Origin of the sequence: Streptomyces sp. NPDC127098 (assembly GCF_042722465.1) — a bacterium.
GTDB lineage: Bacteria > Actinomycetota > Actinomycetes > Streptomycetales > Streptomycetaceae > Streptomyces > Streptomyces millisiae.
On record NZ_JBHXFJ010000073.1, the window covers coordinates 11,180 to 38,061 of the forward strand.

Sequence of the window (26,882 nt, forward strand, 5' to 3'; positions counted from 1 at the left end):
TGGGGGCCCCCCTCCTCTCCGCCGGTGGGGAGGCGGTTTTTTGTGGGTGTGGGCGCGCCCCCCCCGGTTCGGGGGCCCCGGCCCCCCCCCCCCCCCCCCGGGGCGGGCCCCCCCCCCCCGCCCCCCCCCCCCCCCCCCGGCCAGGAAGCCGGACACGGCGATTCCGGCGCCCACGAGAAGCGAAAGGGGGTCCACGGCACTCTCCTCGCGTTCGGATCCAGATCGCCGTTGCGTCCGCCCCAGGAGCGTACGAGCGCGCACCACACGGATTAACCCCTAGCTTCCCCCTAACCCATTCCAGGGGACGACAGGGGTTTACCGGGTCTCTCTTCTCCCACGATCGTTCTTGGCCGCGGGCCCTCTCGGGACAGAATCCGAAAGGGAGAATTCCCGCTGCCCACTTGTCGCGGAAAAGGGAGAGAGAATGCGAATCAGCACGAGGCTACGCCCGCTCGCCGGCGCGGCGACCGTGGCCGTCGCGGCCCTGGCGCTGGCCGTCTCCGGCACGTCACCGGCCATGGCCGCGGCCCCGGCCGTCACCGTCACGCCGGCGACGAATCTGACGGACGGGGCCGACATCACGGTGTCGGTGTCGGGTTTCGGCGCCGGTGAGCAGATATACGCGGCCCAGTGCGCCGAGATCTCGGCCGGCAATGTCGTCTGTAATCTGCCGGACGCGCTGAACCTGGTGGCCGACGCTTCCGGAAACGCCTCGGGGGAGACCTGGGCGCGCAGGAGCTTCGAGGGGACCGCGCCGAGCGGCGAGTCGGTCACGGTGGACTGCACGACGGTTTCCGGCGGCTGCTTCTTCGGGGCGGGTTCGCCGGAGAACCCCGGCACGTCGACCCCGATCTCGTTCCAGTGACGCGGTAGCTCCCCCCGGAGGGCCGTGCCCGACCTGTGCCTGGTCGCCCCCATGGACCAGGCGCAGGCCGCCGGCCGGAGCCAACCGAGTGTCCGTCCTTCGGGGTGTCCCGCGCGACACGGTCGGGTGCCGCCCGCACGTGGCGGCAGCGGGTGATAGAGGGGCCCGCCGTCCGCACGGCGTGATGTTCGTCACCCGCCGTTACGTGTTCTTCATGCCGGAGGCGGTGACTCGGCCACCTGTGCGGGATACGGTGCGGAGTCATGAGCCTGATCCCCGGTCCCGTGGCACGGCGGATTCGGCCTGCCCTGGTGCTGAACGCCGCGCTCGCCACCTCGCTGCTCGCCGTCACGGCGGCCGGCGACTCCGCCGTGGACGCGGCCGACGTGGTGCTCGGCGGCGCGGACCAGCCGGCGCACGGCGCGCCGGACGCGACCGACGCGGCGCCCCCCGCCGGCCGCGCCGCCTCGGGCACGGGCCCGAACGCGATGGCGCCTGGCGACCCGGACGCCGTGCTCGCCGAGTCGCTCGCCCCCCTGCTGCGCGACGAGCGGGTGCGGATATCCGTCACGGTGCTCGCCGAGGACACCGGCCTCACCGCCGCCTTCGGCAACGGGCGGTTCGACACCGCGAGCATCGTGAAGGTGGACATCCTGGCCGCGCTGCTGCTCCGGGCCCAGGACGAGGGGCGCGAGCTGACGGCCGCCGAGCGCGCCCAGGCCGCCGTGATGATCCAGCACAGCGACAACGACGCGGCCGACGAGCTGTGGCGCTCCATAGGCGGCCCGCGGGGTCTTGACGCGGCCAACGAGCGGCTCGGGCTCGTCGAGACCGACGGCGGCACTCTCGGGCACTGGGGACTGACCCAGACCACCAGCGCGGACCAGCTGGCCCTGCTGCGGGCCGTGTACGGCACCGACTCCCCGCTCACCGCCGAGTCGCGTGGCTATCTGCGGGAGCTGATGGGCGCGGTGACGCCCGAGCAGCGGTGGGGCATATCGGCCGCCGCCGACGGGGACTTCGAGCTCAAGAACGGTTGGCTGCCGCGTTCCAGGACAGAGCTGTGGGACGTCAACAGCATCGGCCGGATAACCGTCGAAGGCCGGTCCTACCTGGTCGCGGTGGTCTCGGACGGGCACGCCGGCTTCGAGGAGGGCGTGCGCCTGGTCGAGGACGCCGCCCGGGCGGCGGTGGCCGCCGTCACGACGGATCAGGAGGCCAACTGGAGCCCGAGCCGAACGCTGGGCCCGATCGCCTGAGCCGGTCCCCGAGCAGCGCCCGCGCCCGCCCGGCCACGCCGCCGAGCGCGCCCGCCACGCCGAGCAGGATGACGCCGAGGGCGCCGGCGGTGGGAGCGAGCCAGGCGGTGCCGCCCGAGCCGGCGCGGACCTCGCGCGGACCTGGGCCGAAGTACTCCTCGTCGTAGGGTCCCGCGGCGGGCGCGAGTTGGCGCCCGGTGAGCTCGGCCCCCGCCCGGATGGCCGCCGCCGCGTCGACGACACCGGCGCCGACCGCGTCGTTCCGCCCGCCCTCGGGCGGCTGCTGGGCGGTCTCGGTGAGCACGCGCCGCACCTGGGCCGGGGTGAGGTCCGGGTTGGCGGCCAGCATCAGCGCGACCGTGCCGGAGACGAACGCGGCCGCGGCCGAGGTGCCCCAGCCCGCGTAGTAACGGCCGTCCGGGTCGGCCACTATGACGTCCTTGCCGGGAGCGCTGAGCGTGGCGTACCAGCGGCGGGTGGAGAACACGGCGGGTCCGCCGGTGCGGTCCACGGCGGTGACGGCGATGACGCCCGGGTAGCCGGCCGGGTAGGAGACCGGGTCGCCCCGCTCCCCGCCGTTGCCGGCTGAGGCGATGACCACGGCGCCCCTGGCCAGCGCGTAGCGGACGGCGGCGTCCTCCTCGGGGTCGGGGTGCGCGGACTCGCTGTCGTCGCCGAGCGAGAGGTTGATGACGTCGGCGCCCTCGTCGGCGGCCCAGCGGATGCCCTCGGCGACCGCGCCGGCACGCGCCTCCCTGGCCTCGTCGCGGGCCGGGTCGTCGTCCTCGAGCAGCACCCGCACGGGCAGGATCTCGGCCTGCGGGGCGACGCCGACGACGCCACTCCCCCGGCCCGCGCCATGGCCGCGGCCGGCGATGATGCCGGCCATGGCGGTGCCGTGGGCGGCCCAGGTCGGGTCGCCCGGCTCGGCCCCCATCCCGACGAGGTCGCGTCCCTCGCGCACGGCCCCGGCGAGGTCGGGGTGGCCGGCGTCGACGCCGGTGTCGAGGACGGCGACGGTGATCCCGTCGCCGCGGGTGAACTCCCACGCCTCGCCGGCGTTGATGGCGTCCAGGGCCCACTGCTGCTGGTCGCGGATGGAATCGGCGTGGGCGGTGGGCGCGGCCCCGGGCAGCAGCTGGGTGGCGACCAGGGCGCCGAGCGTGAGGGCGAGCGCCGGCAACCGGCGGGGGAACGTCATCGCGCCTCCTGGGTCCTGGTCTCGGCGGCCCGGCCGAGGCCGGTCTCGATCCGGTCGGCGATGCCCTGGGCGTCGTGGCCGAGGCCGGCGAGGGCGATGGTGGAGTCCTGGCCTTCGGCGGCGGCCTCGGCCGCCGGTTCCGGCTCCTCGACCTCGCGGCCGTCGGCGAAGCCCGTCACGGTGTAGAGGACGACGGGCAGTTCGGTGAGGACGCGCAGCGACCAGGAGGCGCGCTGGGCGTCGCCGAAGTCCTCGGCCGCGGTGCCGGGGGCCGCGTAGGGCTTGGGCAACAGGTCGGCGCGGTCGGCGAGTTCCTGGTCGGCGAAGCGGCGGCTGAGGGCGCTCGTCTCGGCCGGGTCGGCCTCCGTGAAGAGCAGGCCCACGGTGGTGACGGTGGTCTCGGTCTCGTCGGTGTACGTGGCGCGCACCAGGCGGTGGCAGCCGGCGCTCGCCAACACCTCGGCGAGCAGCGGGTCGAGGGCCTCGGCACAGGTGCTGTCGGGGGCGACGGCCACGCGTATCCAGCGGCGGTCGGCGCCGCCGGGGCCCGCGCCCGCGCCGTCGATCTCGGGCGGGAAGAGCTCGTCCACGGGGCGGTCGCGCCAGAGTTCGCGGGCCTCCTCGAAGGCGGTGCCGGCCGCGCCGTCGCCGCCGGCGAGCCAGGCGCCGGCGGCCGCGCCGCCGAGCAGGCCGGTGCCGAGCACCAGACAGGCGACCGCGGCGACGACGCGGTGTGAGGCGCGGCGGGCGATGATGCCGCGCAGGTCGAGGGTGACCGGGGAGTCGCTGACGGGCCGCCGGGGCGCGGGCGGTGCCTGGGGTGCCGGCGGGGCGGCGGGGGGCGGCGGGGCGGCGGGCGGCGGCGGCACCGCGGGCGGTGGCGGGGCGGGCCGTGACGGCGGTGCCGGTGGCGTGCGCCGGGGACCCTGCTCCGTGTTCATCCACCCTCTCCCAGGCCGACCGGCGTCGCTGGTCACGCGTGACGTGGTCACTTTACGGTCGCCCGCTCAGACTTCGGTACCTGGCCCGCCCGCCACCGCCCTGACGTCCTGGACCAACCGGTCGAGAACGTCCGGGTCGGGGGCGTCGGGGGCGAGGTCGCAGCCGATCCGCAGCAGCAACAGCGCGTCGGAGCCGTCCGGCGCGGGGAACGCCACGGACTCGACGTACGCCTCGGTGCCGGCGCCCGTGGTGACGCGGGTGCGGACCCGGTGGCCCTGCTGGCCGGCGACGGTGACCGGTTCGTCGAGCACGTCCTGGGAGTCGGTGATCCCGCCGTAGGACGCCTCGCCGTAGGAGTCCTGCTCGTTGCTCGGGATGTCGCCGGCGGCCAACTGCTCGGGGGTGACGCCGGCGACGCCGGGGACGGCGATCAGGAGGGCGCCGGCGTCCACGCACTGGAGGTCGGCGTCGGTCGGGCAGGGGTAGCCGCCGATGGTGACCGAGACGCCGCCGTCCATCCGGCCCTCCTCCCAGCCCTCGGGAACGGGCAGCGCGGCGCCGCCGACCTGGGCCTCGGTGAAGCCGTCACCCGCGCCGCTCCCACCCTCACGCTCGGGCCGCTCCTCGCCCTCGCCCGGCGGCCCGGCGAAGCGCTCGAACGCGTCGCCGGCCACGCCGCCCCCGTCGCGCCCGTCCTCGTCGAGGAGCAGCGGGACGGCGACCAGCAGCCCGGCGAGCACCAGCGCGCCGCCGATCAGCATGGCAACCCGGCCGCCCCGCCTCCCGGGCTGTGGCGGCACGGGCGGGGGCGGCACGAGAGGGGTCGGGGGGGCGGCGGCCGGCCAGCCGTGGCCGGGCGCCGTGGCGGTCGGCGAGGCCGCTGTGGGCTCGCCGCCCGGGGGACGGGTGCGCTCGGTCCAGGAGGCGCCGTCCCACCATCGCTCCAGGGCGGGTCCGTCCTCGCCCTGGCTCGGGTCCCGGTACCAGCCGGGTGGCATCGTCATGCTCACGGAGTGAACTTGCCACAGCTTGGCCCACGAGGCCACCGTGCGTGGCCGGTTGAACGCCACGCGGCGGTGGCGGGGGACGTCACAGGGGGGTGACGTACGCGCCGGAGATGCCGCCGTCGACCAGGAACTCCGCGGCGTTGACGAAGGAGGCGTCGTCGCTGGCGAGGAACGCGACGGCGGCGGCGATCTCCTCCGGCTCGGCGAACCGGCCCGCCGGCACGTGCACCAGGCGGCGTGCGGCGCGCTCCGGGTCCTTCGCGAACAGTTCCTTGAGGAGCGGGGTGTTGACGGGCCCCGGGCACAGGGCGTTGACCCGGATGCCCTCGCGGGCGAACTGCACGCCGAGCTCGCGGGACATGGCGAGCACCCCGCCCTTGGAGGCGGTGTAGCTGATCTGGGAGGTGGCGGCGCCCATCACGGCGACGAAGGAGGCGGTGTTGATGATGGAGCCCCTGCCCTGGCGGCGCATGTGCGGGATGACGGCCTTGCAGCACAGGTAGACGGAGGTGAGGTTGGTCTCCTGGACGCGGCGCCAGGCGTCGAGCTCCGTGGTGAGGATGGAGTCGTCGTCGGGGGGCGAGATGCCGGCGTTGTTGAAGGCGATGTCGACGGCGCCGTAGGCGTCGACCGCGGTCTGGAACAGCGCCTCCACCTGCTCGCGGTCGGTGACGTCGGTGTGCACGTAGCGGCCGCCGGTCTCGGCGGCGGCGGCTTCGCCGCGCTCGGCGTCGAGGTCGGCGCAGACCACGGTGGCGCCCTCGGCGGCGAGCCGGCGGGCGGTGGCCAGGCCGATGCCGCTGGCCGCCCCGGTGATGACGGCGGTGCGGCCGACCAGGCGGCGGGCGGACACGTGGGTCTCGGTCACTGCGGGTTCCTTGGGTCGTGGTGCCGGTGGACTCGTGGTGCGGTGGGGCCTCGGTCCTCGGTCTCAGGAGTCCGAGGCGAGGAAGACGTTCTTGGTCTCGGTGAACGCGACGAGCGCGTCCGGGCCCAGCTCGCGGCCGAGCCCTGACTGCTTGAAGCCGCCGAAGGGGGTGGCGTAGCGCACGCTGCTGTGCGAGTTGACGGAGAGGTTGCCGGCCGCGACGCCCCGGGAGACGCGCAGCGCCCGGCCGAGGTCGCGGGTCCAGACGGAGCCGGAGAGACCGTAGTCGGTGGCGTTGGCGAGCCGGACGGCCTCGTCCTCGTCGTCGAAGGGGGTGACGACGGCGACCGGTCCGAAGATCTCCTCGACGGCGGCGCGCCGCCCTGCCTGGTGTGCCTCGAGGACGGTGGGCGGGTACCAGAAGCCGCTGCCGGCGGGGGCGGTGCCGCGGATGGCGGCCGGGGCGTCCTCGGGGACGTAGGAGCGCACCCGTTCGCGCTGGGCGGCCGAGACCAGCGGACCCATGGCGGTGCCCTCGTCGGCCGGGTCGCCGACCGGGATGGACAGCACGGCGGGTTCGAGGAGCGCGAGGAAGCGGTCGTAGACGGCGCGTTGCACCAGGATGCGGCTGCGGGCGCAGCAGTCCTGCCCGGTGTTGTCGAGGAACGATCCGGGCGCGGTGGCGGCGGCGCGCTCCAGGTCGGCGTCGGCGAAGACGATGTTGGGGCTCTTGCCGCCGAGTTCGAGGGTGACCCGCTTAACGGCGGCGGCGCAGTGGGCCATGACCCGCTTGCCGGTGGCGGTGGAGCCGGTGAAGACGATCTTGGCGACGCCGGGGTGGGTGACCAGCGCCTCCCCGGTGCCCGGCCCGTCGCCGGGCAGCACCTGGAACAGGCCGTCCGGGAGGCCGGCGGCCAGGGCGAGTTCGGCGAGCCGCAGCGCGGTGAGCGGGGTGGTCTCGGCCGGCTTGAGCAGGACGGCGTTGCCGGCGGCCAGCGCGGGGGCGGTGCCCCAGGCGGCGATCGGCATCGGGAAGTTCCAGGGGGCGATCACGCCGACGACGCCGAGCGGCTCGTGGAAGGTGACGTCGAGCCCGCCGGCGACCGGGATCTGCCGGCCGGTCAGCCGCTCGACGCCGCCGGCCGCGTAGTCGAGCAGGTCGCGGACGTTGCCCGCCTCCCAGCGCGCGTTGCCGACGGGATGCCCGGCCTCCCTGACCTCCAGCAGCGCCAGCTCCTCGCGGGCCGCGTCGACCTCGGCGGCGAACCGGCGCAGCAGCCTGGCCCGGTCGGCGGGGGCGAGCGCCGCCCAGCCGGCCTGGGCCGCCGTGGCGCGGCGCACCGCCGCGTCGACCTCGGCCGGGGTGGTGACGGGGACGGTGGCGATGATCTCCTCGGTCGCCGGGTTGACGATGTGGTGGGCCGGCGGCGTGGTCTGCACGGTGCGGGTGGCTCCTCGGGTTCCGGGGTCCGCGGTCACAGGCGTTCGAAGGAGCGGAACCGCTCCCAGTCGGTGACCGCGCTGTCGTGGGCGTCCTGTTCGACGCGGGCCATGTTGAGGTAGTGCTCGACCACCTCGTCGCCGAAGGCGGCGCGGGCGACGGCGCTGTCGCGCCAGAGCGCGGCGGCGTCGCGCAGGGTGGCGGGGACGCGCTCGGCGTCGCCGGTGTAGGCGTTCCCCTGGCAGGGCGGCGGGAGTTCCAGGCGCTGGTCGACGCCGTGCAGGCCGGCCGCGATCATGGCGGCGACGGCCAGGTAGGGGTTGACGTCGCCACCCGGCAACCGGTTCTCCAGGCGCAGGGAGGGGCCGTGGCCGACGACCCGCAGCGCGCAGGTGCGGTTGTCCAGGCCCCAGGCGACGGCGGTGGGCGCGAAGGAGCCGGCGCGGAACCGCTTGTAGGAGTTGATGTTGGGGGCGTGGAGCAGCGACAGCTCGCGCAGGGTGGCCAGTTGGCCGGCGAGGAAGTGCCGCATGGTCTCCGACATGCCGTGCGGGTCGCGGTCGTCGTCGGTCGCGGCGAAGACGGGGCGGCCGGCGGCGTCGCGGACCGAGAAGTGGACGTGGCACGAGTTGCCCTCGCGCTCGTCGTACTTGGCCATGAAGGTGAGGGCGACGCCCTCCTGGGCGGCGATCTCCTTGGCGCCGGTCTTGTAGACGACGTGCTGGTCGCAGGTGGTGAGGGCGTCGGCGTAGCGGAAGGCGATCTCGTGCTGGCCGAGGTTGCACTCGCCCTTGGCCGACTCGACGACGAGCCCCGCGCCGGCCATCTCGTTGCGGATGCGGCGCAGCAGCGGCTCGACGCGCCCGGTGCCGAGCACGGAGTAGTCGACGTTGTACTGGTTGGCCGGGGTGAGGTCGCGGTAGCCGGCGTTCCAGGCCTGCTCGTAGCTGTCGCGGAAGAGCATGAACTCCAGCTCGGTGCCGACGTGTCCGGTCCAGCCACGTTCGGCGAGCCGGTCCAGTTGGCGGCGCAGTATCTGGCGGGGCGAGGCGGCCACCGGGGCGCCGTCGTGCCAGGCGAGGTCGGCGGTGATCATGGCGGTGCCCGGATGCCAGGGGACGCGGCGCAGGGTGGCGGGGTCGCCGTCCATCCGGAAGTCGCCGTAGCCCCGCTCCCAGGAGGCCATGGCGTAGCCGTCCACGGTGTTCATGTCGGTGTCGACCGCGAGGAGGTAGTTGCAGCCCTCGGTGCCGTGGCGCCACACCTCGTCGAGGAAGAACCTGGCGGCGAACCGCTTGCCCTGGAGCCGGCCCTGCATGTCGGTGAAGGCGAGGACGACGGTGTCGATCTCGCCGATGTCGACCAGGCCGCGCAGTTCCTCGATGGACAGCGGTGGTGTGCGTTCCCACACGTCGACGGCCTCCTGTCGCTTCAACCGGGGGCCATAAGGTAGCGGTGGAGACCATTGATTGGGAAGTAGGTCCGATGGGCGAGGGTGGCGGCGGCCTGGGCGGTGGGGTCGAGCGACTGACGGCGGTGCTGCGGCCGGTGCGCGCCGGCAACGGCTTCGAGGAGGCCCTGGAGCAGATACTCCAGGTGCTGCGGCTCGGCCTGGTGGCGGGTGGTGAACGGCTGCCGGCCGAGCGGGAGTTGGCGGCCCGGCTCGGGGTGAGCCGGGTGACGCTGCGCGAGGTGCTGAAGGTGCTCCAGGACGAGGGCCTGGTGGAGAGCCGGCGCGGCCGGTACGGCGGCACGTTCGTCTGCCCAAGGCCCGCGCCGGCCGGTGACGCGGGCCGGGCCGAACTGCGGCGCCGGATCGCGGACGTGGACCTGGAGGACGTGCTGCGGCTGCGCGAGGTGCTCGACGTCGGCGCGGCCGGCCTGTGCGCGGCCGAGGGCCTGGACGCGGCGGGGACGGCGCGGCTCGGGGCGGCGCTGGCCGCCACCGAGGAGGCCGCGCCGGCCGACTACCGGCGGATGGACACGGCGCTGCACCTGACGCTGGCCGAGCTGTCCGGGTCGCCGTCGCTCGCCGCCCAGTACGCGGCGGTGCGGGCGACGGTGAACGACCTGCTGGACTGCATCCCGCTGCTGGTGCGCAACCTGGGGCACTCGCAGGCCCAGCACGCGGCGCTGGTGGCCGCGGTGTGCGAGGGGGACGCGGACGGGGCGCGGGAGATGATGCGCGAGCACTGCGCGGGTACCGCGGCGCTGCTGCGCGGTTTCCTCGCCTGAGCCGGCCGGCGGGCCCGCACGCCCCCCGGTGCCGTAACAGCCTTTTCACGCACGAGGCTTGCGCCGCGACCACGACAACCGCAAAGGTATCGGCCCGGACCATTCACGCCCCCCACGGCGGGCGCGAGTGAAGGAGCGGCCCATGACCGAGCACACCGAGCCCAGCACCGCGCCGCCCGGGGAGACCGGCGACCCGCCGTCCCCCGAGGACGCCTACCTGCGCCGGCGGGCCCTGCGCACCGGCAGCGCCGGGCCGCTGCTGCTGACCGGTCTCGGCGTCGCCTACGTGGTCTCGGGCGACTACGCGGGCTGGAACTTCGGCCTCGCCGAGGGCGGCTTCGGAGGGCTCGCGATCGCCGCGGTGCTGATGGGCCTGATGTACACCTGCATGGTGTTCGCGCTGGCCGAGCTGGCCGCCGTGCTGCCCACGGCGGGCGGCGGCTACGGCTTCGCGCGGCGGGCGCTCGGCCCCTGGGGCGGGTTCCTGACCGGCACGGCGATCCTGATCGAGTTCGTGCTGGCTCCCGCCGCGATCGCGATCTTCATCGGCGACTACGTCGAGTCGCTCGACCTCTTCGGGCTCGAGTCCGGCTGGCCCGTCTACCTCGGCTGCTTCGTCGTCTTCCTCGCCATCCACCTGTGGGGGGTCGGCGAGGCGCTGCGGTTCAGCCTGGCGGTGACCGCGGTCGCGGTGGCGGCCCTGCTGGTGTTCGTGGTCGGCGCGCTGGCCGACTTCAGCCCCGGCGCGCTGGACGACATCCCGGTGGACGACGGGGCGTTCGGCGCGAGCTCCTGGCTGCCGTTCGGACTGCTCGGGATCTGGGCGGCGTTCCCGTTCGGCATGTGGTTCTTCCTCGGCGTCGAGGGCGTGCCGCTGGCCGCCGAGGAGACCAGGGACCCGGCCCGCACCCTGCCCAGGGCGATGGCCTGGGCGATCGGGATCCTGCTGGTGCTCGCGGCGCTCACCTTCCTGGCCGCCGCCGGGGCGCGCGGCTCGGCGGCGATCCAGGACGCGGGCAACCCGCTGGTGACGGCGCTCGAACCGGACGGCGAGACGACCGGGTTGAGTCGTTTCGTGAACTACGCGGGGCTCGCCGGGCTCGTCGCCTCGTTCTTCTCCCTGGTCTACGCGGGCTCCCGGCAGCTGTTCGCGCTCTCCAGGGCCGGCTACCTGCCACGTTTCCTCTCCCTGACCAGCCGCCGCAGGTCGCCCTATCTGGGCCTGCTGATCCCGGGGGCGCTCGGCTTCGCGCTCGCGGCCGCGACGGGGGACGGCGCCCGGATGCTGAACGTGGCCGTGTTCGGGGCCACCATCTCGTACGCCCTGATGACGCTCTCGCACATCGTGCTGCGCCGCCGCGAGCCGGGGCTGCCGCGGCCCTACCGGACCCCCGGCGGGGTGGCGACCTCGGGCGTCGCCCTGGCGCTGGCGCTCGCGGCGCTGGTGGCCACGTTCCTGGTGGACCGGCAGGCCGCACTCATGGCCCTCGGCGTGTACGCCGTGGCGGTGGCGTACTTCGCCTTCTACAGTCGGCACCGCCTGGTGGCCGCGGCCCCCGAGGAGGAGTTCGCGGCGCTGGCCGAGGCCGAGGCCGAACTGGCCAGGGACTGAAGGGAGCCCGCCGGATGGCGCGACCGCTGATCGGGATCAGCAGCTACCTGGAGGACTCGGCGCGCTGGGGCGTGTGGGAGACGCCGGCGGCGCTGCTGCCGGTCGGCTACCACCGCCAGGTGCAGCGGGCCGGCGGCCTCGCGGCGCTGCTGCCGCCGGACGCCGGCCCCGACGCGGCCGCGGCCGCGGTCGGCCGGCTCGACGGTCTGGTGGTCGCCGGCGGCCCGGACGTGGAGCCGACCCGCTACGGCGCCGCGCGGGATCCGCGCAGCGGCCCGCCGGCGCCGGAGCGCGACGGGTGGGAGCTGGCGCTGATCGAGGCGGCGCTGGCCGCCGGGCTGCCGCTGCTGGGGATCTGCCGGGGGATGCAGCTGCTGAACGTGGCGCTCGGCGGGACGCTGCACCAGCATGTGGCCGGCCACCAGGGCCGGCCCGGTACCTTCGTCGACCACGAGGTGACCCCGGTACCGGGCTCCCTGCTCGCCGACCTCCTCTCCCCCGCACCGCTCGCGGTCCCCACCCACCACCACCAGGCGGTGGCCGTGCTCGGCCCCGGCCTGACGGCCACCGCGCACACGGCGGACGGCACGGTGGAGGCGTTGGAGCTGCCGTCCGCCGACGGCTTCGTCCTCGCCGTCCAGTGGCACCCGGAGGCGGCCGACGACACGCGCCTCCTCAGCGGTCTGGTGAGAGCGGCGGCCGGCGGTCGGGACCGCGGCCTCGGCACCTGAGCCCTCTCGGCTCGACAGATGGCGGCGGGGCACCGCCTCGGCCGCGCGCCGTCGGCGCAAGCCCGGCCCGCGACGGCCCCCGCCCCAACCACACCGCGTGGCCGGCTGCCCGGCCACCAGCGTCCAAGGTCCGGCAAGGCCAGCGCAGCGCCCCCGCGCCACGCGCCGTCGACGCAGGCCCGGCCCTCGCCACGGCCACGTCGCGCGGCCGGCATGGCCGCCCGCCAGGGCCCGGGGTCAATGGCCAGGCCAGCGCAGCGCCCCCGCAGCGCCTCCGCTACGAGCGTGAGGTCGCCGGCTCCGCGCCGGCCTCCGCCAGCTCCGCCTGCCGGGCCGCCTCGCGGCCACCCGGCATCACCACCAGCAGCCAGTGCGAGCGTCCCGCGACCAGCGGCGCGACCACGGCCAGGATCAGCACATAGCCGGCGATGAACGGCGAGAGCCGCTCGTCGAGCCCCGCGGCGGCCGCCATGGTGGCCAGGATCAGCGCGAACTCGCCGCGCGCCAGCAGCGTGGTGGCCACGTTGGCCCCCGGCTGCGGGCCGAAGCCGTAGATCCGCGCGGTGACCAGGCCGGCCAGCAGGTTCATCGCGACGGTGATGACGATCGCGATGAGGACCGGCCAGATGACGGTCGGCAGGTCGCCCGGCGCGATCGACAGGCCGAAGCCGAAGAAGAAGATCGCGGCGAACGCGTCCCGCAGCGGGTGCACCAGCTCCAGGATGCGGTCGCGGGAGCCGGTGTTGCCGAGGATCAGGCCGACCATGAAGGCCGCGATGGCGTCGGCCACCCCGAAGGTCTCGGCGATGCCGGCGATCAGCACGGCGGCGCCGAGGAAGGAGATCACCAGCAGCTCGTTGTCCTTGATGGCGAACAGCTTGCCGATCACGCCGGTCCCCCACCGGGCCGCGATGGCGAGCAGCAGCAGGAAGCCGAAGGCCTTGGCGATGTCCAGCGTCATGGCGCCGACGTCGTCGGCGCCGGAGATCACCGGCTGCAGGGCGGCCAGGTACAGGGCGAGGAAGATGTCCTCCACCACGATGATGCCCAGGATCGGCTTGGTCTCGGGGTTCCCGATGCGGCCGAGGTCCACGAGGATCTTGGTGACGATGGCCGAGGACGAGATGCCCAGCACACCGGCGAGCACCAGCGCCTCCGAGGTGCCCCAGCCGAGCGCGAAGCCGAAGCCGAGGCCGGCGCCGACGTTGAGCGCCAGGTAGGTGCAGCCGGCCACGGTCATCTTGCGGCCGCCGGTCTTGAGGTCGTCCATGTGGAACTCGAGCCCGAGGTAGAACAGCAGCAGCACCAGGCCGAGCGCGGACAGCATCTCCAGGTCGTGCGGGTCCTCGAGCAGCACGAAGCCCGGGGTGTTGGGGCCGAGGAGTATGCCGGCCAGGATGAACAGGGGGATCGTGGGCAGGCCTATGCGGCCGCCCAGGCGGGCGAGGAACGCGGCGGCGACGAAGGCGCCGCCCATGGCGAGCAGGGTGTCGGCGTGTCCCATGCGATCACCCGCGCCGGGTGGGGACGGGGCACGACAGGGACAGGAGCGGGATGGGGCCGGGTCGGGCGGGCGTCAGCGAGTGAATGGTTCCTCCATGGCGTCCGGACGGCTCGGTCAAGAGAGCGTCTGAGCGGCGTCAAGAAATCGTCAATAGTTAGCATATCAAACGATTATTTTTGCGTCGGGGGCCCGGAACCCTCACCCGCTCCTTACGGCATGATCCGGTGTGTGACCCGACGAATCATGCTGCTCGACACCGCCTCGCTCTACTTTCGCGCCTACTTCGGCGTGCCGGAGTCCGTCCGCGCCCCCGACGGCACGCCCGTCAACGCCGTCCGCGGCCTGCTCGACTTCATCGCCAGGCTGGTCACCGACCACCGCCCGGACGACCTGGTGGCCTGCCTCGACGAGGACTGGCGGCCGGCCTGGCGGGTGGCCCTGATCCCCAGCTACAAGGCGCACCGGGTGGCCGAGGAACACTCCGCGGAGCCGGACACCGAGACCGTGCCCGACACCCTGTCGCCCCAGGTACCCGTCATCCACGCGGTGCTCGACGCGCTCGGCATCGCCCGCGTCGGCGTGCCCGAGCACGAGGCCGACGACGTCATCGGCACCCTGGCGACCCACGCGAGCGGACCGGTCGACATCGTCACCGGGGACCGCGACCTCTTCCAGCTGATCGACGACGCGCGGGGCGTGCGCGTCCTCTACCCGGTCAAGGGCATGAGCACGCTGACCGGCTTCGACGGCGCGGCGCTGCGCGAGAAGTACGACGTGGACGGGCCAGGCTACGCGGACCTGGCCGTGCTCCGCGGCGACCCGAGCGACGGACTGCCCGGGGTGCCCGGCATCGGCGAGAAGACCGCGGCCCGACTCCTCGACCGGTTCGGCGACCTGGCCGGCATCCGCGCCGCCGTCGACGACCCGCGCGCCGCCCTCACCCCAGCCCAGCGCAAGCGGCTCGCCGAGGCCGGGGAGTACCTGGCCGTGGCGCCGCGGGTCGTCCGGGTGGTCACCGACCTGAAGCTCCCTGTGCACGACCCAGCGCTGCCCACCGCGCCGCGCGACCCGGCGGCCCTGGAGGCCCTCGACGCCCGCTGGGGCCTGGGGGGCTCGCTCACCCGGCTGCTCACCGCGCTGGGGCGCTGAGCGGCCGGGCCGCGGCCCGGCCTCAGGCCACCGAACTGTACGCCACCACCCCGCGCAACAGCGCGTCGACCGCCTTGCGGGCGTTCCCCGGCACCGTGCCGTCCTGCGGGGCGGCGGCCGCGATCTGCCCGAGCACGTCGATCACCTGCTTGCACCAGCGGACGAAGTCACCGGCGGGCATGTCGGCGTCCCGCAGCACCTCGTCGAGGCCGAGCCCGTGGGCCCAGCGGAAGACCGGCATCGCGAAGCCCAGATCTGGCTCGCGCTGGCCGACGCCGGTGGCCTGGCTGATCCGGTGCTCCTCCTCCAGGGCGTCCAGCCGGCCCCAGATCCTGACCATCTCCCCCAGGGCCTGGCGGCACCGGCCGCCGGGCAGCTCGGGCGCCGGCGCGTCGTCGGCCGAGCGCGCCTCGTAGACCAGGGCCGAGGCGCAGGCCGCGAGCTCCTCGGGGCCCAGGCCCTCCCAGACCCTCTCCCGCAGGCACTCGCTGGCCAGCAGGTCGAGCTCGCCGTAGAGCCGGCCGAGGCGCCTGCCGTGCTCGGTGACCTCCTCCTCGCGCAGGTAGTCGAGCTCGGTCAGCAGCGCGCAGACCTGGTCGAAGGTCCTGGCGATGGTGTTGGTGCGGCCCTCGATGCGCCGCTGCAGGGTGCGGTTGTCCCGCTCCAGCCGGTAGTAGCGCTCGGCCCACCGCGCGTGGTCCTCGCGCTCCGCGCAGCCATGGCAGGGGTGGGCGCGGATGGCGGTCCGCAGCCGCCCGATCTCGGCGTCGTCGGCGGCCGCGGCCCGCTGCCTGCGGTGCCGGCGCGGCTCGTGGTGGCCGGCCTTGGAACGCAGCGCCGACGCCAGGTCGCGCCGCGACTGCGGGCTGCGCGGGTTGAAGGACTTGGGGATCCGCATCCGGTCGAACGGCTCGACCGGCACCGGGAAGTCGATCGAGGCAAGACGCTTGACCTGGCGCTCGGCGGTGAGCACCAGCGGGCGCGGCCCGTCGTGGTGCTCGAAGCCGCGGTGCCCCGGGCTGCGGCCGGCCGGGACACCAGGGTCGAGCACCAGGGCGAGGCCGGCGAACTTGCCGGTCGGCACGTGGATGATGTCCCCGGGCCGCAGCTGCTCGAGCGCGCTGGCCGCCGCGGCCCGCCGCTGGGCCACGCCCTGCCTGGCCAGCTCGGTCTCCCGCTCCTTGAGCCGGTGCCGCAGCCGCGCGTACTCCTGGAAGTCGCCCAGGTGGCAGGTCATCGCCTCGCGGTAGCCGGCGAGACCCGTCTCGTTGCGCTGGACCTGGCGTGAGATGCCGACCACCGCACGGTCCGCCTGGAACTGCGCGAAGGACGTCTCGAGCAGCTCACGCGAGCGGTGCCGGCCGAACTGGCCGACCAGGTTGACCGCCATGTTGTACGAGGGCTTGAACGAGGAGCGCAGCGGATAGGTGCGGGTGCCGGCGAGCCCCGCGACGTGTCCCGGGTCCATGCCCCGCTGCCACAGGACGACGGCATGGCCCTCGATGTCGATGCCGCGCCGGCCGGCCCGGCCCGTGAGCTGCGTGTACTCGCCGGGGGTGATGTCCGCGTGCTGCTCGCCGTTCCACTTGACCAGCTTCTCCAGCACCACGGAGCGGGCCGGCATGTTGATGCCGAGCGCCAGCGTCTCGGTGGCGAAGACCGCCTTGACCAGGCCCCGGACGAACAGCTCCTCGACGATCTCCTTGAACGTCGGCAGCATGCCGGCGTGGTGCGCCGCGATCCCGCGCTCCAGGCCCTCCAGCCACTCGAAGTAGCCGAGGACGTGCAGGTCCTCGTCGGGGATGGCCGCCGTGCGCCGCTCCACGATCTCCCGCACCCGGGCCCTGGCCGGCGCGTCGTTGAGCCGCAGCCCGGCGTGCAGGCACTGCTGGACGGCGGCCTCACAGCCCGCGCGGCTGAAGATGAAGGTGATGGCGGGCAGCAGCCCCTCCGCGTCGAGCCGGTCGATGACCTCGACCCGGCTCGGCGTGTAGACCCGCGAGCGCTGCCTCCGCTCCCGCTCCCGGTCGGCCGCCCGCCGACGGTCCCGGCCGTTGCGGTCGCGGTCCCTGACGCCCCAGGACCTGGTGTTCTCCAGCCGGGCCACCCGAAGCAGGTCCGGGTTGACCTCGCGCTTGTGCTCGGACTCCTCGAACAGGTCGTACATCCGCCGGCCGGCCAGCACGTGCTGCCACAGCGGCACCGGACGGTGCTCCGAGACGATGACCCGGGTGTCGCCGCGCACCGTGTCCAGCCAGTCGCCGAACTCCTCGGCGTTGGAGACCGTGGCGGAGAGCGAGACCAGCGTGACGGACTCAGGGAGGTGGATGATGACCTCCTCCCAGACCGCGCCACGGAAGCGGTCCGAGAGGTAGTGCACCTCGTCCATCACCACGTAGCCCAGGCCGACCAGCGCCTGGGAGCCCGCGTACAGCATGTTCCGCAGCACCTCGGTGGTCATCACGACCACCGGGGCGTCCGAGTTCACGCTGTTGTCGCCGGTGAGCAGCCCGACCCGGTCGGCGCCGTACCGCTTGACCAGGTCCGTGAACTTCTGGTTCGAGAGAGCCTTGATGGGCGTGGTGTAGAAACACTTGCGCCCCTGGGCGAGCGCCAGATGGACGGCGAACTCCCCCACGATCGTCTTGCCGGAGCCGGTGGGGGCGGCGACCAGCACGCCCTTGCCGGCCTCCAGCGCCTGACAGGCCTCGATCTGGAACGCGTCGAGATCGAAGTCGTACATCTCGCGGAACGGCCCGAGGGCGCCGGCGTGCTCGGCGGCGCGCCGCCGGGCGGCGGCGTAGCGCTCGGCGGGGGACATGTCATCGGTCATTGTGGTTACGAGCCTACCGGCCGCCTCTGACAGGATGGTGATCTTTTACGGCCGCTCGGGTGCGCCCCCGGACTCCCGGGAGCGCTCGCCACGGGGCCGCTCAGGTGGCGTCGTCGAAGCCGTTCAGCCGGGGCGGGTTGTCGTCGAGGGAGCCGGAGCTGACCCGCTCGGGCGCCTCGATCGTCGCCGGGGTGAGGTCCAGCTGCGAGGCCTCGTCGTCCGCCAGCTCCGCCTCCTCGTCCCGCCGACGGCGCCGCCGGTCGTTGAAGAGCGCGATGCCACAGGCGATGAAGTAGAGGGCGGTGACCGGCACCTGGAGCGCGATCATCGACATCAGGTCGGTCGGCGTGATCGCGGCCGCGAAGACGGCGATGCCCACCACCATCCAGCGCCACCAGCTGAGCATCCGCTTCCCCGAGAGGACGCCGCCGATGTTGAGCATCACCAGCACCAGCGGCAGCTCGAAGGAGAGGCCGAAGGCCAGCGCCAGCCGGATGGTGATGTCGAGGACCTCCTCGACGGAGACGAAGTTGGTCGCGTCGTTGGCGCTGAAGCTCAGCAGCACCGGGATGGCGCGCGGCAGCAGCCAGTAGGCGAAGTAGCAACCGGTGAGGAAGAGCGGGACGCCGACGCTGACCACGGCGCGGCTGTACTTCTTCTCGTTCCGGTGGAGGCCGGGCGCGATGAAGGCCCAGAACTGGTAGAGCCAGATCGGCGAGGCGGCGATCACACCCACCAGCAGGGAGACCCGGAAGTAGGTGGCGAACGGCGACGTCAGGCCGTTCTGCGCGAGCACGGCGCAGCGGTGCGCGGCGGCGTCCGGGTCGCTCTGGTCGTCGCAGAGCGGCACCGGCGCGGTGAGGAAGTCCATGATGTCCTTGGCGAACACCAGGGACGCGATGGTGACGACCAGGATCGCCGCGACCGAGATGCCGAGCCGGTTGCGCAGCTCACGCAGGTGCTCGGTGAGCGGCATCCGCCCCTCGGGGTCCTTCACCTTTTTCTGTGCGGCCTTGGGCACCCCACGTCCTCATCTCGTAGGGCAGCCGGAACCGCGCCGGCCGCCTTGGAACCTCGGTCCTGCCTTGGATACCGCCTGCGGCATCAGGGCTGCGTCGTACGCCCGGGCTCCTCGACGGGGCGCGAGCTGGCCACGTCGCCGGGGGCAGCCTGGATGGTCCGCGGAGCGGGCTGCGGCTCGGACGTGCTCGTGTCGGCACCGGCGGTGTCGGTGCGGCCGTCGTTCTTCATGGCCTGGGTCTCGCTCTTCAGGATGCGCAGCGACTTGCCGAGGGACCGTGCGGTGTCCGGCAGGCGCTTCGATCCGAAGACGAGCACGACGACGAGGAAGACGACGAGGAGATGCCATACCGAGAGCGAGCCCATAATCTTCTCCGTCTACCTTCTGATTCGGGAATGAGCTTCTTGCTGAAGCCTTGCCGTGCCGGACGCGGATATTTCCCCACGGTCCCACACGTGCCGCAATCTTAACGCGGGAGGGTGAACACGAATCAATGCCCGCGCGACCACCTATTGTCGTCCGCCGGGCGCCCCGTCGCCGCGCCTGACCGCTCCGCCCCTGGTGGCCAGGGGTGCCGCGGCCCGCTCCAGGTCGTCCGCGGCCCGGCTGATCCGCTCGCTGCCGTCCCCCACGGCCTTCGCGAACCGACGCACCTCGACCCCCACCAGGACCGCGAGCACCCCGAGCACCGCGACCCCGAGGAACGCCAGGACCAGCTGGAACATCGGCCAGAACACTAGGCCGCCTCCCCGATCTCCTCGTAGCGCACCAGCGCGTCGCGGGCGGCGCGCCTGGCGCTGTCCGCCAGCTCCGGCGGGGAGACGATCCGGCCGTCCCCGCCGAGGCGCAGCGCGAGCCGACGCAGCGTGGCCGGATCGGGGGTGCGCAGCGTCACCCTCAGCCCGCCGTCCGGCAGCTCCTCCGCGGTGTCGTGCGGGTAGTACTCGGCGACCCAGCGGCCGCCCGGGCCCACCTCGACGACCACCTCGGGGTCGGTGGGGGACGGCTGCACCAGGCCCTCGCTGAGGTCACGCGGCTCGACGGGCGGCGGGTCGGCCGGCGTGTCGAGCAGCTCGATCCTGGCCACCCGGTCGAGCCGGAAGGTACGCCTGGCCTCGGAGCGCCGGCACCACGCCTCGACGTAGGTGTGGCCGACCGCGAAGAGCCGGATCGGGTCGATCTCCCGGTCGGTGAGCTCGTCCCGGCCCGGCGAGTAGTAGCGGATCCGGAGCCTGCGGCGCTCCGTTATGGCCCGGTCCACGTCCGCGAAGACGCCGCCCTCGGCCTCGAAGGTGACCGAGAGCCGCGAGCTGGCGCCCGCGCTCTCGCCCGCGGCCGCCTCCAGCTTGGCCGTGGCGCGCAGCAGGGCGTCCCGGTCGCCGTCGCGCAGCCCCGGCAGCGTCGCCACCGCGCGGGCCGCGACCAGCAGGGCCGTGGCCTCGTCGGCGGCGAGCCGCAGCGGCTGGCCGGTACCGGAACCGACGGCCTCCGCGTTGTACCACCAGATGTGCTCGCCGTCGGTGTCGATGTCGAGCAGGTCCCCGCCACGGAAGCTGGTGCCGCACATGGGCAGCACCTGGAGGTCGGAGATCAGCTCCTCCTCGGTGATCCCGAACGCCCGTGCCACCTCGGCCACCCGGGCCCCCGGGCGCTCGCGGAGATAGGTGACCAGGGACAGCATCCGCCTGGTCCGGTCGATGGCGGTGGTCGCCATAGTCTGTGCCTCTCCTTACGCCTTCGCCACGCCTCGGGCGCTAGCCCTTGGCGACCGCCCGCAGCCGGTCCACCACGTCGGCCCGCAGCTCGGCGGGCTCGAGCACGATCACGTCGGGTCCGAACTCGGCGAGCCAGGCACCCAGGCCGTGGCCGTAGGGGATCTCGAGCTCGTCCCAGTCGGGCCCGGCGGCCCCGGCCGTCACCCGGCTCGCCCGGGCCCGCAGCGGGTAGCCGGAGCCGGCCCGCAGCCTGATCCTGGCCTGCCCGGTGGCCTCCTCGCCCGCCCAGCGGGCCACGCTGCCGCGCACCGCGACCTGGTCGGGCACGGGGGCGGTGAAGGCGCCGGAGCGCGACCTGACGCGGCCGGTGATCCGGGAGAGCCTGAAGACCCGCTCGGCGCCGCGGTCCCGGTCCCAGCCGGCCAGGTACCAGTGGCCGCGCCAGCACTCCAGGGCCCAGGGCTCGACCTGCCGGGTCTCGGCATGCGCGGCGTTGGACTTGCGGTAGTCGAAGGTGACCGGGCGACGGTCGCGGCAGGCGAGCATCAGCGGCTCGAAGGCGGCCTCGCCGGCCGGCACCCGGGGTTCGAGGGCGCTGTACGCCTCGCCCTCCTCGGCACCGAGCGGCATCCCCGCGGCGCGCAGCTTCTGCAGCGCGCCGCTGGCCGCGCCGGCCAGCCTGGCCTGCTGCCAGACGCGGGCCGCGAGGCCGAGCGCGGCGGCCTCCTCGGCGTCCAGCGTGACCGGCGGCAGCTGGTTGCGGTCGCGGCGTGCCACGTAGCCGACCTCGCCGTCGATGCTCTCGACCGTCTCGATCACCATGCCGAGCTCGCGCAGGTCGTCCTTGTCGCGCTCGAACATGCGGTTGAAGGCGTCCTCGGAGCCGACCTCCAGGTAGGCCTCGATGGAGGAGCGGAGGTCCCGCTTGGTCAGCGGGCGGCCGCTGCCGAGCAGGCACAGCGCAAGGTTCATCAGTCGCTCGGCCTTGGCAATCGCCATCGAAGCGCCGCCCTCCCTCTTCAACACCGTGGGCCCACCCCCGGTTTGGACCGCGCTGGTCCGTTCGGGGATGGGCCCACGGTACCCCCTGCGGGGATCAGACCGAGACCAGGTCGCAGACGAAGATCAGCGTCTCGCCCGGCGCGATCCGGCCACCGCCCGCCCCGGCGTCGCCGTAGGCCAGGTGCGGCGGGATGATCAGCTGTCGCCGGCCGCCGACGCGCATACCCTGCACGCCCCGGTCCCAGCCGGGGATGACCTGGCCGGCGCCGAGCTGGAAGGTCAGCGGCGCGCCGCGGTTCCAGCTGGCGTCGAACTCCTCACCGGTGCTGAAGGAGACGCCCACGTAGTGCACGGAGACCTCGGCGCCCGCCTCGGCGACCGGCCCGTCACCCTGCCAGATGTCCTTGATCTCCAGGTCGGCCGGCGGCTCGCCGCCCGGGAAGTCGACCTCGGGCTTGTCGGTGTTCACGTGAATACCCCTCCATCGTCCTTTGCTAGGGAAAACCGCGTTCGGACGTGAACGAGCGGCCGGCACGCACACCGGCCGCTCGGGCACGCGCGGTGGGTGTCAGGCCGCGCCGACGATGTCGACGACGAAGACCAGCGTGGAGTCGGCGGGGATGCCGCCCCGATCCTCGGAGCCGTAGCCCAGGTCCGGCGGGATCACCAGCAGCACCCGGTCGCCGACGTGCTTGCCGACCAGGCCCTGATCCCAGCCCTGGACGACCTGGCCGGTGCCGATCTGGAAGGCGGAGGCGCTCTCCCGGTCCCAGGACGAGTCGAACTGCTCACCGCTGTCCCAGATGACGCCGGTGTACTGCACGACCAGCGCCTGGCCCTCGGTGACCTCGGGGCCGTCGCCCTCGATCAGCACCTGCTCCCGCAGCTCGGCCGGCGGGTCCTCCCCCTCGGGGACGGTGATGGTCGCGGGCTCGCCCGCCGCGGCCTCGACCTCGGGCATGCCCTCCTCGACCGGGGCCTGCTCGCCCTCGGCGGCGGCCTCCGGGTCGACGCTGACCGCGCCGGCGATGTCGAAGACCCACACGATCCCGTCGTCCTCGGGGATGCCGCCCTGCTGCGCCGCGGCGCCCAGCATGTCGACGGAGTTGCCCTCGACCTGGATCCGGCTGCCCACGGTCTGGCCGATCAGCGGCTCGGTGGCGACGGCGGGGAGCGCGGACTCGGTGCCGGCCTGCACGATGACCTGCGGACGCGGGCCCTCCTCCTCGGTGGCCAGCTCGTCGCCCGAGGCGCTCTTCCAGGTGTTGATCAGCTCCACGTCGCCCTGGATGGTCCGGCCGACGACATTCACCCGAACGAAGTCCCCCTCCTGGACCTCCGCGCCGTCCCCCTCGTCGATCACCTGGGACACGGTCTCGTCACCGGCGGCCGCGTCCTCCTCGACGGTGATCTCCGGCTGCTCGCCGGGCTGGCCCGACACGGTGGCGACCGGGCCGCTGGCCCCCGAGGATCCGGAGCCGTCGTCCTCGGAGCCGCAGGCGGCCACGGGCAACAGGATGGCCGGGACGGCCAGCACCGCGACGATGCGGCGCACTCGCTTGGTGGTGGGGATCATGAGTCCAACTCGGGTAGGCACGGTCGGGGTGGGACCCGCTGGTCCCACCCCACCCTACGGCCTCGGGCGCCACCACCCGGGCGGCCCACCCCGACACGCGCCGTCACATCCCGGCGATCAACTTCTCCACCCGCTCGTCGACCGACCGGAACGGGTCCTTGCACAGCACCGTGCGCTGCGCCTGGTCGTTGAGCTTCAGGTGCACCCAGTCGACGGTGAAGTCCCGACGCTGCTCCTGGGCACGGCGGATGAAGTCGCCGCGCAGCCGGGCCCTGGTCGTCTGCGGGGGCACCGACTTGCCCTGGAAGATCTTCAGGTCGTTGCAGATCCGCTGGGCCTGGCCCTTGCGCTCCAGCAGGTAGTACAGGCCACGGCGGCGGTGGATGTCGTGGTACGCGAGGTCTATCTGCGCGACCCTCGGGTGCGACATGGTCAGGTTGTGCTTGGCCCGGTACCGCTCGATCAGCTGGTACTTCATCACCCAGTCGATCTCGGTGTTGATCTTGTCGAGCTCCTGGCTGCGGATGGACTCCAGGGCCCGGCCCCACAGTTCGAGCACCTGCTCGGTGAGACCGGTGCGCATGCCACGGCGCTCGCAGAAGTCGAGCGCCTTCTCGTAGTACTCCTGCTGGATCTCGAGCGCGGACGCCTCGCGCCCGGTGGCCAGCCTGACCTTGCGCTGGCCCGTGATGTCGTGGCTGACCTCGCGGATGGCCCGGATCGGGTTCTCCAGGGTCAGGTCGCGCATCACCGTGCCTGCCTCGATCATGCGCAGCACCAGGTCGGTGGCGCCGACCTTGAGCAGCATGGTCGTCTCGGACATGTTGGAGTCGCCGACGATGACGTGCAGCCGGCGGTAGCGCTCGGCGTCGGCGTGCGGCTCGTCGCGCGTGTTGATGATGGGCCTCGACCTGGTGGTGGCCGAGCTCACGCCCTCCCAGATGTGCTCCGCGCGCTGGCTGACGCAGAACACGGCGCCGCGCGGCGTCTGGAGCACCTTGCCCGCGCCGCAGATCAGCTGGCGGGTGACGAGGAACGGGATCAGCACGTCGGCCAGCCGGGAGAACTCCCCGTGCCTGGCCACCAGGTAGTTCTCGTGGCAGCCGTAGGAGTTGCCGGCGGAGTCGGTGTTGTTCTTGAACAGGTAGACGTCGCCGGCGATGCCCTCCTCGTGCAGCCGGCGCTCGGCGTCGACGAGCAGACCCTCCAGGATGCGCTCACCCGCCTTGTCGTGCGTGATGAGCTCGACGACGTTGTCACACTCCGGCGTGGCGTACTCGGGGTGCGAACCGACATCCAGATACAGCCGCGCGCCGTTGCGCAGGAAAACGTTGCTGCTGCGCCCCCAGGACACGACGCGGCGGAAGAGATAGCGGGCCACCTCGTCCGGGGACAGCCGACGCTGGCCTCGGAACGTGCAGGTGACGCCGTACTCGTTCTCCAGCCCGAAGATTCGGCGATCCATGAGTGAACATTACGCCTGATGCCCGGTTCTGAAACCGGGTTCGAGTGCGGCGTTTCGATCATTTTGCGATTCCACGGGCCCGTCGCTCCCGTTCGGCGAACCCTCGGGAGCTGCGAGAACGCGCCGGGTGGCGGTGACCACGAGGAGCGCGAGGACGCCGGCGGCCGCCGTGACGCCGAACCCGGCGGCCTCCGCGCCCCATTCGATCACCGGGCCGACCACCGCCTGCCCGAGGGCGGCGCCGACGCCGAACATGGTCACCAGCCAGGAGAACGCCTCGGTGACCGTGCCGACCGGGGCCTGCCGGTCGATGACGACGAACGAGCAGGCCAGGGCCGGCGCGAGGAAGATCCCCGCGAGCCCGGCGAGCAGGGTCATCAGCGGCACCGAGGGCGGCGCCAGGGCCAGCGGCAGGTAGCCGACGGCGAGCCCGGCGAGCAGCAGCCGCAGCCGGGGTTCGGGGGCGCCGGCCCACGCGACGGCGCCGTAGCCGAGCCCGCCGACCAGGGCCCCGGCGCTCAGCGCCGAGAGCAGGTAGCTGGCGATCAACTCGTCGCCGCGGGCGTCCGCGTAGGCCACGGCGGCCACCGAGATGGAGCCCAGGGCCACCCCCACGAAGAAGAAGCCACCGAGCAGCGCGAGCAGCCCCGGCGAGCGCAGTGCGCCGAGCCAGTGCGCCTCGCGCCGGGCCCCGCGCCAGCGCCTGGAGGGCCCGGAGGCCGCCACGACCAACGCGCCCAGCAGACCGAGGGCGTTGATCACCAGCAGTGCCGCGGTCTCCGACCAGAGCGCGACGACCAGCGTCACGACGAGCGGTCCCGCGGTGAACATGACCTCCTGGGCCACCGCGTCGAGCGCGTAGGCCCGCTGCACCCGGCCCTCACCGGAGAGCACGCTGGGCCACAGCGCCCGCAGCGCGCCCTCCAGCGGCGGGGTGGCGAGGCCGGCGAGCAGGGCGCCGGCGAAGGCCAGGGCGACGGGATCGGTGCCGGCCGCGGCGAGCAGCACCATGCCGAGCGCGGAGAGCACGGCCGAGGGCAGCAGCACCCGGGGCTGCCCGTGGAGGTCGACGAGCCGGCCGAGCAGCGGCTGCCCCACGGCGTTGGCCACTCCGTAGGCGGCCGCCAGGGCACCGGCCAGCGCGTAGCCACCGCCCTCGGCGCGGATGAACAGCACGATGCCGAGCCCGGCGGTGGCGTTGGGCAGCCGGCCGACCAGCGTGCCGACGAGCAACCGGGCCACGTGACGCGCCCGCAGCAGCTCCAGATATCCCATGGCCATGCCCGCACCCTCCGCACGTGTTACGTATAACGCCGCTGAGTCTACGTACGATTGCGGCACTCCGGGAGAGTGGGTCCCGGTCGGATGTGAGCGGAGCACGGCGGGTGAGCGACAGCACGGGGAGGCCGGACCGGCCGACCAGCCGGGACGTGGCGCGGCGGGCCGGGGTCTCCCAGGCGACGGTCTCGCTGGTGCTCGGCGACCGCTGGCGCGGCCGGGTGTCGCCGGCGCGCGTCGAGGCGGTGCGCGCCGCGGCGCGCGAGCTGGCGTACCGGCCCAACCTGGCCGCGCGCAGCCTGCGGCTCGGCCGCAGCAGGACGGTGCTGATCGTGGTGCCGGCGCTCACCAACGAGTTCTTCGCGCGGGTGCACGCGGGTGCCGCCCGGGTGGCCGGCGAGGAGGACGTCGGCCTCGTGCTCTACCACTCCCCCGAGGTCGTCCTGCCGGCCCGCGACCCCTTCGCCTCGGCCAGCGTCTCGCTGGCCGGCGTGCTCGCGTCCTCGATGGCCGCCGAGGCCCTGGCGGCGCTGAGCGGGGAGGGACTGCCGCTGGTGATGCTGGACAGCGAGCCGGGTCGAGGCGCCGCGGCGGGCACCGTCAACCCCGACATCGCCGAGGCGACGCGGCTGGTCGCCGGGCATCTGCTGGCCCTCGGCCACCGCCGGTTCTGCCATCTGGCGGCGGACGTGGACTCCTGGACCTTCGCCGTCCGGGCGAGGGAGCTGGCCGACCGGCTGGCCGGGGCGCCGAACGCCGGCCTGGTGGCCACCGAGCGGGCGTCGCTCACCATCGAGGGCGGGCTGCGGGCGGCCGAGCGTGCGCTGACCGCCCACACGCCCCGGCCCACGGCCCTGGTGTGCGACGACGACCTGCTGGCTGCGGGTGCCTACAAGGCGGCCAGGCGACTGGGGCTCCGGGTCCCGGAGGACGTGTCGATCACCGGATTCGACGACCTGACCCTGGGGATCGCGCTCGAGCCGGAGCTGACAACGGTGCGGCTGCCGGCCGAGGAGCTCGGCGCGACGGGCATGCGGGCGCTGCTCGCCGCCCTGCGCGGCGAACCGTGCGCCAGCGCGGTGCTGCCCGTCGAGCTCGTCCCGCGTGGTTCTACGGCCCCGCCGGCGGCGGGGCCGTAGAACCACGCGGGGGGGGGGCTACTCCTCGCCCCCCCCGGC

The 26,882-nt window shown here is 73.8% G+C and carries 24 protein-coding genes; 7 read left to right on the forward strand and 17 right to left on the reverse strand.

The genetic code is table 11. The features are described from left to right. Positions 1-424: 424 nt before the first annotated feature. Positions 425-865, forward strand: coding sequence for an enediyne antibiotic chromoprotein (locus ACFWI8_RS31270; protein WP_387098461.1), 441 nt, complete (start codon positions 425-427; stop codon positions 863-865). A gap of 263 nt (positions 866-1,128) precedes the next feature. Next, the gene (locus ACFWI8_RS31275; RefSeq protein ID WP_387098463.1) at positions 1,129-2,124 is read left to right on the forward strand and encodes a serine hydrolase; all 996 of its coding nucleotides are present in this window, start codon (positions 1,129-1,131) and stop codon (positions 2,122-2,124) included. Here the strand turns inward: ACFWI8_RS31275 and mycP are convergent. The 6 genes from mycP to ACFWI8_RS31305 all read right to left on the reverse strand — a co-directional run bounded on the left by mycP (position 2,066) and on the right by ACFWI8_RS31305 (position 8,994). Then, complete coding sequence (mycP, locus tag ACFWI8_RS31280; RefSeq protein ID WP_387098465.1) at positions 2,066-3,325, reverse strand: type VII secretion-associated serine protease mycosin; 1,260 nt, start codon at positions 3,323-3,325, stop codon at positions 2,066-2,068. The two genes, ACFWI8_RS31275 and mycP, sit on opposite strands and share 59 nt — an antisense overlap. Continuing rightward, positions 3,322-4,266, reverse strand: a complete 945-nt coding sequence (locus tag ACFWI8_RS31285; protein ID WP_387098467.1) for a hypothetical protein — start codon at positions 4,264-4,266, stop codon at positions 3,322-3,324. The genes mycP and ACFWI8_RS31285 overlap by 4 nt, the downstream gene beginning before the upstream one ends. Before the next feature lie 66 nt (positions 4,267-4,332). Beyond that, positions 4,333-5,271: a DUF2510 domain-containing protein gene (locus ACFWI8_RS31290; protein ID WP_387098469.1), complete on the reverse strand. Its 939-nt coding sequence runs from the start codon at positions 5,269-5,271 to the stop codon at positions 4,333-4,335. 85 nt (positions 5,272-5,356) lie between these two features. Beyond that, the gene (locus ACFWI8_RS31295) at positions 5,357-6,142 is read right to left on the reverse strand and encodes a 3-oxoacyl-ACP reductase (RefSeq protein WP_387098471.1); all 786 of its coding nucleotides are present in this window, start codon (positions 6,140-6,142) and stop codon (positions 5,357-5,359) included. A 63-nt stretch (positions 6,143-6,205) separates the two neighbouring features. After that, positions 6,206-7,582 (reverse strand): aldehyde dehydrogenase family protein, encoded by a 1,377-nt coding sequence (locus ACFWI8_RS31300; RefSeq protein WP_387098473.1) that lies wholly within the window; start codon positions 7,580-7,582, stop codon positions 6,206-6,208. 35 nt (positions 7,583-7,617) lie between these two features. Continuing rightward, the gene (locus ACFWI8_RS31305; RefSeq protein WP_387098500.1) at positions 7,618-8,994 is read right to left on the reverse strand and encodes a glutamine synthetase family protein; all 1,377 of its coding nucleotides are present in this window, start codon (positions 8,992-8,994) and stop codon (positions 7,618-7,620) included. Between the two features lie 74 nt (positions 8,995-9,068). Between ACFWI8_RS31305 and ACFWI8_RS31310 the strand changes: the two genes are divergently transcribed. The 3 genes from ACFWI8_RS31310 (at position 9,069) to ACFWI8_RS31320 (ending at position 12,161) form a co-directional block, all read left to right on the forward strand. Continuing rightward, on the forward strand, positions 9,069-9,818 hold the full coding sequence (locus tag ACFWI8_RS31310; RefSeq protein ID WP_387098475.1) for a FadR/GntR family transcriptional regulator: 750 nt from the start codon (positions 9,069-9,071) through the stop codon (positions 9,816-9,818). A 142-nt stretch (positions 9,819-9,960) separates the two neighbouring features. Next, on the forward strand, positions 9,961-11,430 hold the full coding sequence (gene eat / locus ACFWI8_RS31315; RefSeq protein WP_387098477.1) for an ethanolamine permease: 1,470 nt from the start codon (positions 9,961-9,963) through the stop codon (positions 11,428-11,430). A gap of 14 nt (positions 11,431-11,444) precedes the next feature. Further along, the gene (locus ACFWI8_RS31320; RefSeq protein ID WP_387098479.1) at positions 11,445-12,161 is read left to right on the forward strand and encodes a gamma-glutamyl-gamma-aminobutyrate hydrolase family protein; all 717 of its coding nucleotides are present in this window, start codon (positions 11,445-11,447) and stop codon (positions 12,159-12,161) included. A 277-nt stretch (positions 12,162-12,438) separates the two neighbouring features. Here ACFWI8_RS31320 and ACFWI8_RS31325 read toward each other — a convergent pair whose 3' ends face one another. Further along, positions 12,439-13,638, reverse strand: a complete 1,200-nt coding sequence (locus ACFWI8_RS31325; RefSeq protein WP_387098502.1) for a cation:proton antiporter — start codon at positions 13,636-13,638, stop codon at positions 12,439-12,441. A 270-nt stretch (positions 13,639-13,908) separates the two neighbouring features. Between ACFWI8_RS31325 and ACFWI8_RS31330 the strand changes: the two genes are divergently transcribed. Further along, entirely contained in the window at positions 13,909-14,814 is a 906-nt protein-coding gene (locus ACFWI8_RS31330; protein ID WP_387098504.1) for a 5'-3' exonuclease H3TH domain-containing protein, read from the forward strand. Between the two features lie 22 nt (positions 14,815-14,836). Here the strand turns inward: ACFWI8_RS31330 and ACFWI8_RS31335 are convergent, their stop codons facing one another. The 10 genes from ACFWI8_RS31335 to ACFWI8_RS31380 form a co-directional block, all read right to left on the reverse strand. Further along, the gene (locus tag ACFWI8_RS31335) at positions 14,837-17,647 is read right to left on the reverse strand and encodes a DEAD/DEAH box helicase (RefSeq protein ID WP_387098481.1); all 2,811 of its coding nucleotides are present in this window, start codon (positions 17,645-17,647) and stop codon (positions 14,837-14,839) included. A gap of 100 nt (positions 17,648-17,747) precedes the next feature. Next, positions 17,748-18,668, reverse strand: coding sequence for a twin-arginine translocase subunit TatC (tatC, locus tag ACFWI8_RS31340; RefSeq protein ID WP_387098483.1), 921 nt, complete (start codon positions 18,666-18,668; stop codon positions 17,748-17,750). Positions 18,669-18,751: 83 nt separating this feature from the next. Next, positions 18,752-19,033, reverse strand: a complete 282-nt coding sequence (tatA, locus tag ACFWI8_RS31345) for a Sec-independent protein translocase subunit TatA (protein WP_387098485.1) — start codon at positions 19,031-19,033, stop codon at positions 18,752-18,754. Positions 19,034-19,177: 144 nt separating this feature from the next. Continuing rightward, the gene (locus ACFWI8_RS31350; protein ID WP_311603498.1) at positions 19,178-19,405 is read right to left on the reverse strand and encodes a hypothetical protein; all 228 of its coding nucleotides are present in this window, start codon (positions 19,403-19,405) and stop codon (positions 19,178-19,180) included. Then, entirely contained in the window at positions 19,405-20,382 is a 978-nt protein-coding gene (locus ACFWI8_RS31355; protein ID WP_387098488.1) for a helix-turn-helix transcriptional regulator, read from the reverse strand. The genes ACFWI8_RS31350 and ACFWI8_RS31355 overlap by 1 nt, the downstream gene beginning before the upstream one ends. Before the next feature lie 40 nt (positions 20,383-20,422). Continuing rightward, on the reverse strand, positions 20,423-21,382 hold the full coding sequence (locus tag ACFWI8_RS31360) for a helix-turn-helix transcriptional regulator (RefSeq protein ID WP_387098490.1): 960 nt from the start codon (positions 21,380-21,382) through the stop codon (positions 20,423-20,425). A gap of 97 nt (positions 21,383-21,479) precedes the next feature. Beyond that, entirely contained in the window at positions 21,480-21,854 is a 375-nt protein-coding gene (locus ACFWI8_RS31365) for an FKBP-type peptidyl-prolyl cis-trans isomerase (protein ID WP_387098492.1), read from the reverse strand. Positions 21,855-21,953: 99 nt separating this feature from the next. Continuing rightward, positions 21,954-22,961 (reverse strand): FKBP-type peptidyl-prolyl cis-trans isomerase, encoded by a 1,008-nt coding sequence (locus ACFWI8_RS31370; RefSeq protein WP_387098494.1) that lies wholly within the window; start codon positions 22,959-22,961, stop codon positions 21,954-21,956. 103 nt (positions 22,962-23,064) lie between these two features. Next, entirely contained in the window at positions 23,065-24,426 is a 1,362-nt protein-coding gene (gene pafA / locus ACFWI8_RS31375) for a Pup--protein ligase (protein WP_132816738.1), read from the reverse strand. Positions 24,427-24,435: 9 nt separating this feature from the next. Then, positions 24,436-25,707, reverse strand: coding sequence for an MFS transporter (locus tag ACFWI8_RS31380; protein WP_387098496.1), 1,272 nt, complete (start codon positions 25,705-25,707; stop codon positions 24,436-24,438). Positions 25,708-25,811: 104 nt separating this feature from the next. Here ACFWI8_RS31380 and ACFWI8_RS31385 point away from each other — a divergent pair, with 104 nt between their 5' ends. Further along, on the forward strand, positions 25,812-26,843 hold the full coding sequence (locus ACFWI8_RS31385) for a LacI family DNA-binding transcriptional regulator (protein WP_387098498.1): 1,032 nt from the start codon (positions 25,812-25,814) through the stop codon (positions 26,841-26,843). Positions 26,844-26,882 lie beyond the last annotated feature (39 nt).

Excerpts from the sequence above, each read along its gene's own strand:
- ACFWI8_RS31270 (WP_387098461.1), top strand. The coding sequence starts at position 425 with ATGCGAATCAGCACGAGGCTACGCCCGCTCGCCGGCGCGGCGACCGTG.
- ACFWI8_RS31275 (WP_387098463.1), top strand. The coding sequence starts at position 1,129 with ATGAGCCTGATCCCCGGTCCCGTGGCACGGCGGATTCGGCCTGCCCTG.
- mycP (WP_387098465.1), bottom strand. The coding sequence starts at position 3,325 with ATGACGTTCCCCCGCCGGTTGCCGGCGCTCGCCCTCACGCTCGGCGCC.
- ACFWI8_RS31285 (WP_387098467.1), bottom strand. The coding sequence starts at position 4,266 with ATGAACACGGAGCAGGGTCCCCGGCGCACGCCACCGGCACCGCCGTCA.
- ACFWI8_RS31290 (WP_387098469.1), bottom strand. The coding sequence starts at position 5,271 with ATGACGATGCCACCCGGCTGGTACCGGGACCCGAGCCAGGGCGAGGAC.
- ACFWI8_RS31310 (WP_387098475.1), top strand. The coding sequence starts at position 9,069 with ATGGGCGAGGGTGGCGGCGGCCTGGGCGGTGGGGTCGAGCGACTGACG.
- eat (WP_387098477.1), top strand. The coding sequence starts at position 9,961 with ATGACCGAGCACACCGAGCCCAGCACCGCGCCGCCCGGGGAGACCGGC.
- ACFWI8_RS31320 (WP_387098479.1), top strand. The coding sequence starts at position 11,445 with ATGGCGCGACCGCTGATCGGGATCAGCAGCTACCTGGAGGACTCGGCG.
- ACFWI8_RS31325 (WP_387098502.1), bottom strand. The coding sequence starts at position 13,638 with ATGGGCGGCGCCTTCGTCGCCGCCGCGTTCCTCGCCCGCCTGGGCGGC.
- ACFWI8_RS31330 (WP_387098504.1), top strand. The coding sequence starts at position 13,909 with ATGCTGCTCGACACCGCCTCGCTCTACTTTCGCGCCTACTTCGGCGTG.
- ACFWI8_RS31335 (WP_387098481.1), bottom strand. The coding sequence starts at position 17,647 with ATGACCGATGACATGTCCCCCGCCGAGCGCTACGCCGCCGCCCGGCGG.
- tatA (WP_387098485.1), bottom strand. The coding sequence starts at position 19,033 with ATGGGCTCGCTCTCGGTATGGCATCTCCTCGTCGTCTTCCTCGTCGTC.
- ACFWI8_RS31355 (WP_387098488.1), bottom strand. The coding sequence starts at position 20,382 with ATGGCGACCACCGCCATCGACCGGACCAGGCGGATGCTGTCCCTGGTC.
- ACFWI8_RS31360 (WP_387098490.1), bottom strand. The coding sequence starts at position 21,382 with ATGGCGATTGCCAAGGCCGAGCGACTGATGAACCTTGCGCTGTGCCTG.
- ACFWI8_RS31370 (WP_387098494.1), bottom strand. The coding sequence starts at position 22,961 with ATGATCCCCACCACCAAGCGAGTGCGCCGCATCGTCGCGGTGCTGGCC.
- pafA (WP_132816738.1), bottom strand. The coding sequence starts at position 24,426 with ATGGATCGCCGAATCTTCGGGCTGGAGAACGAGTACGGCGTCACCTGC.
- ACFWI8_RS31380 (WP_387098496.1), bottom strand. The coding sequence starts at position 25,707 with ATGGCCATGGGATATCTGGAGCTGCTGCGGGCGCGTCACGTGGCCCGG.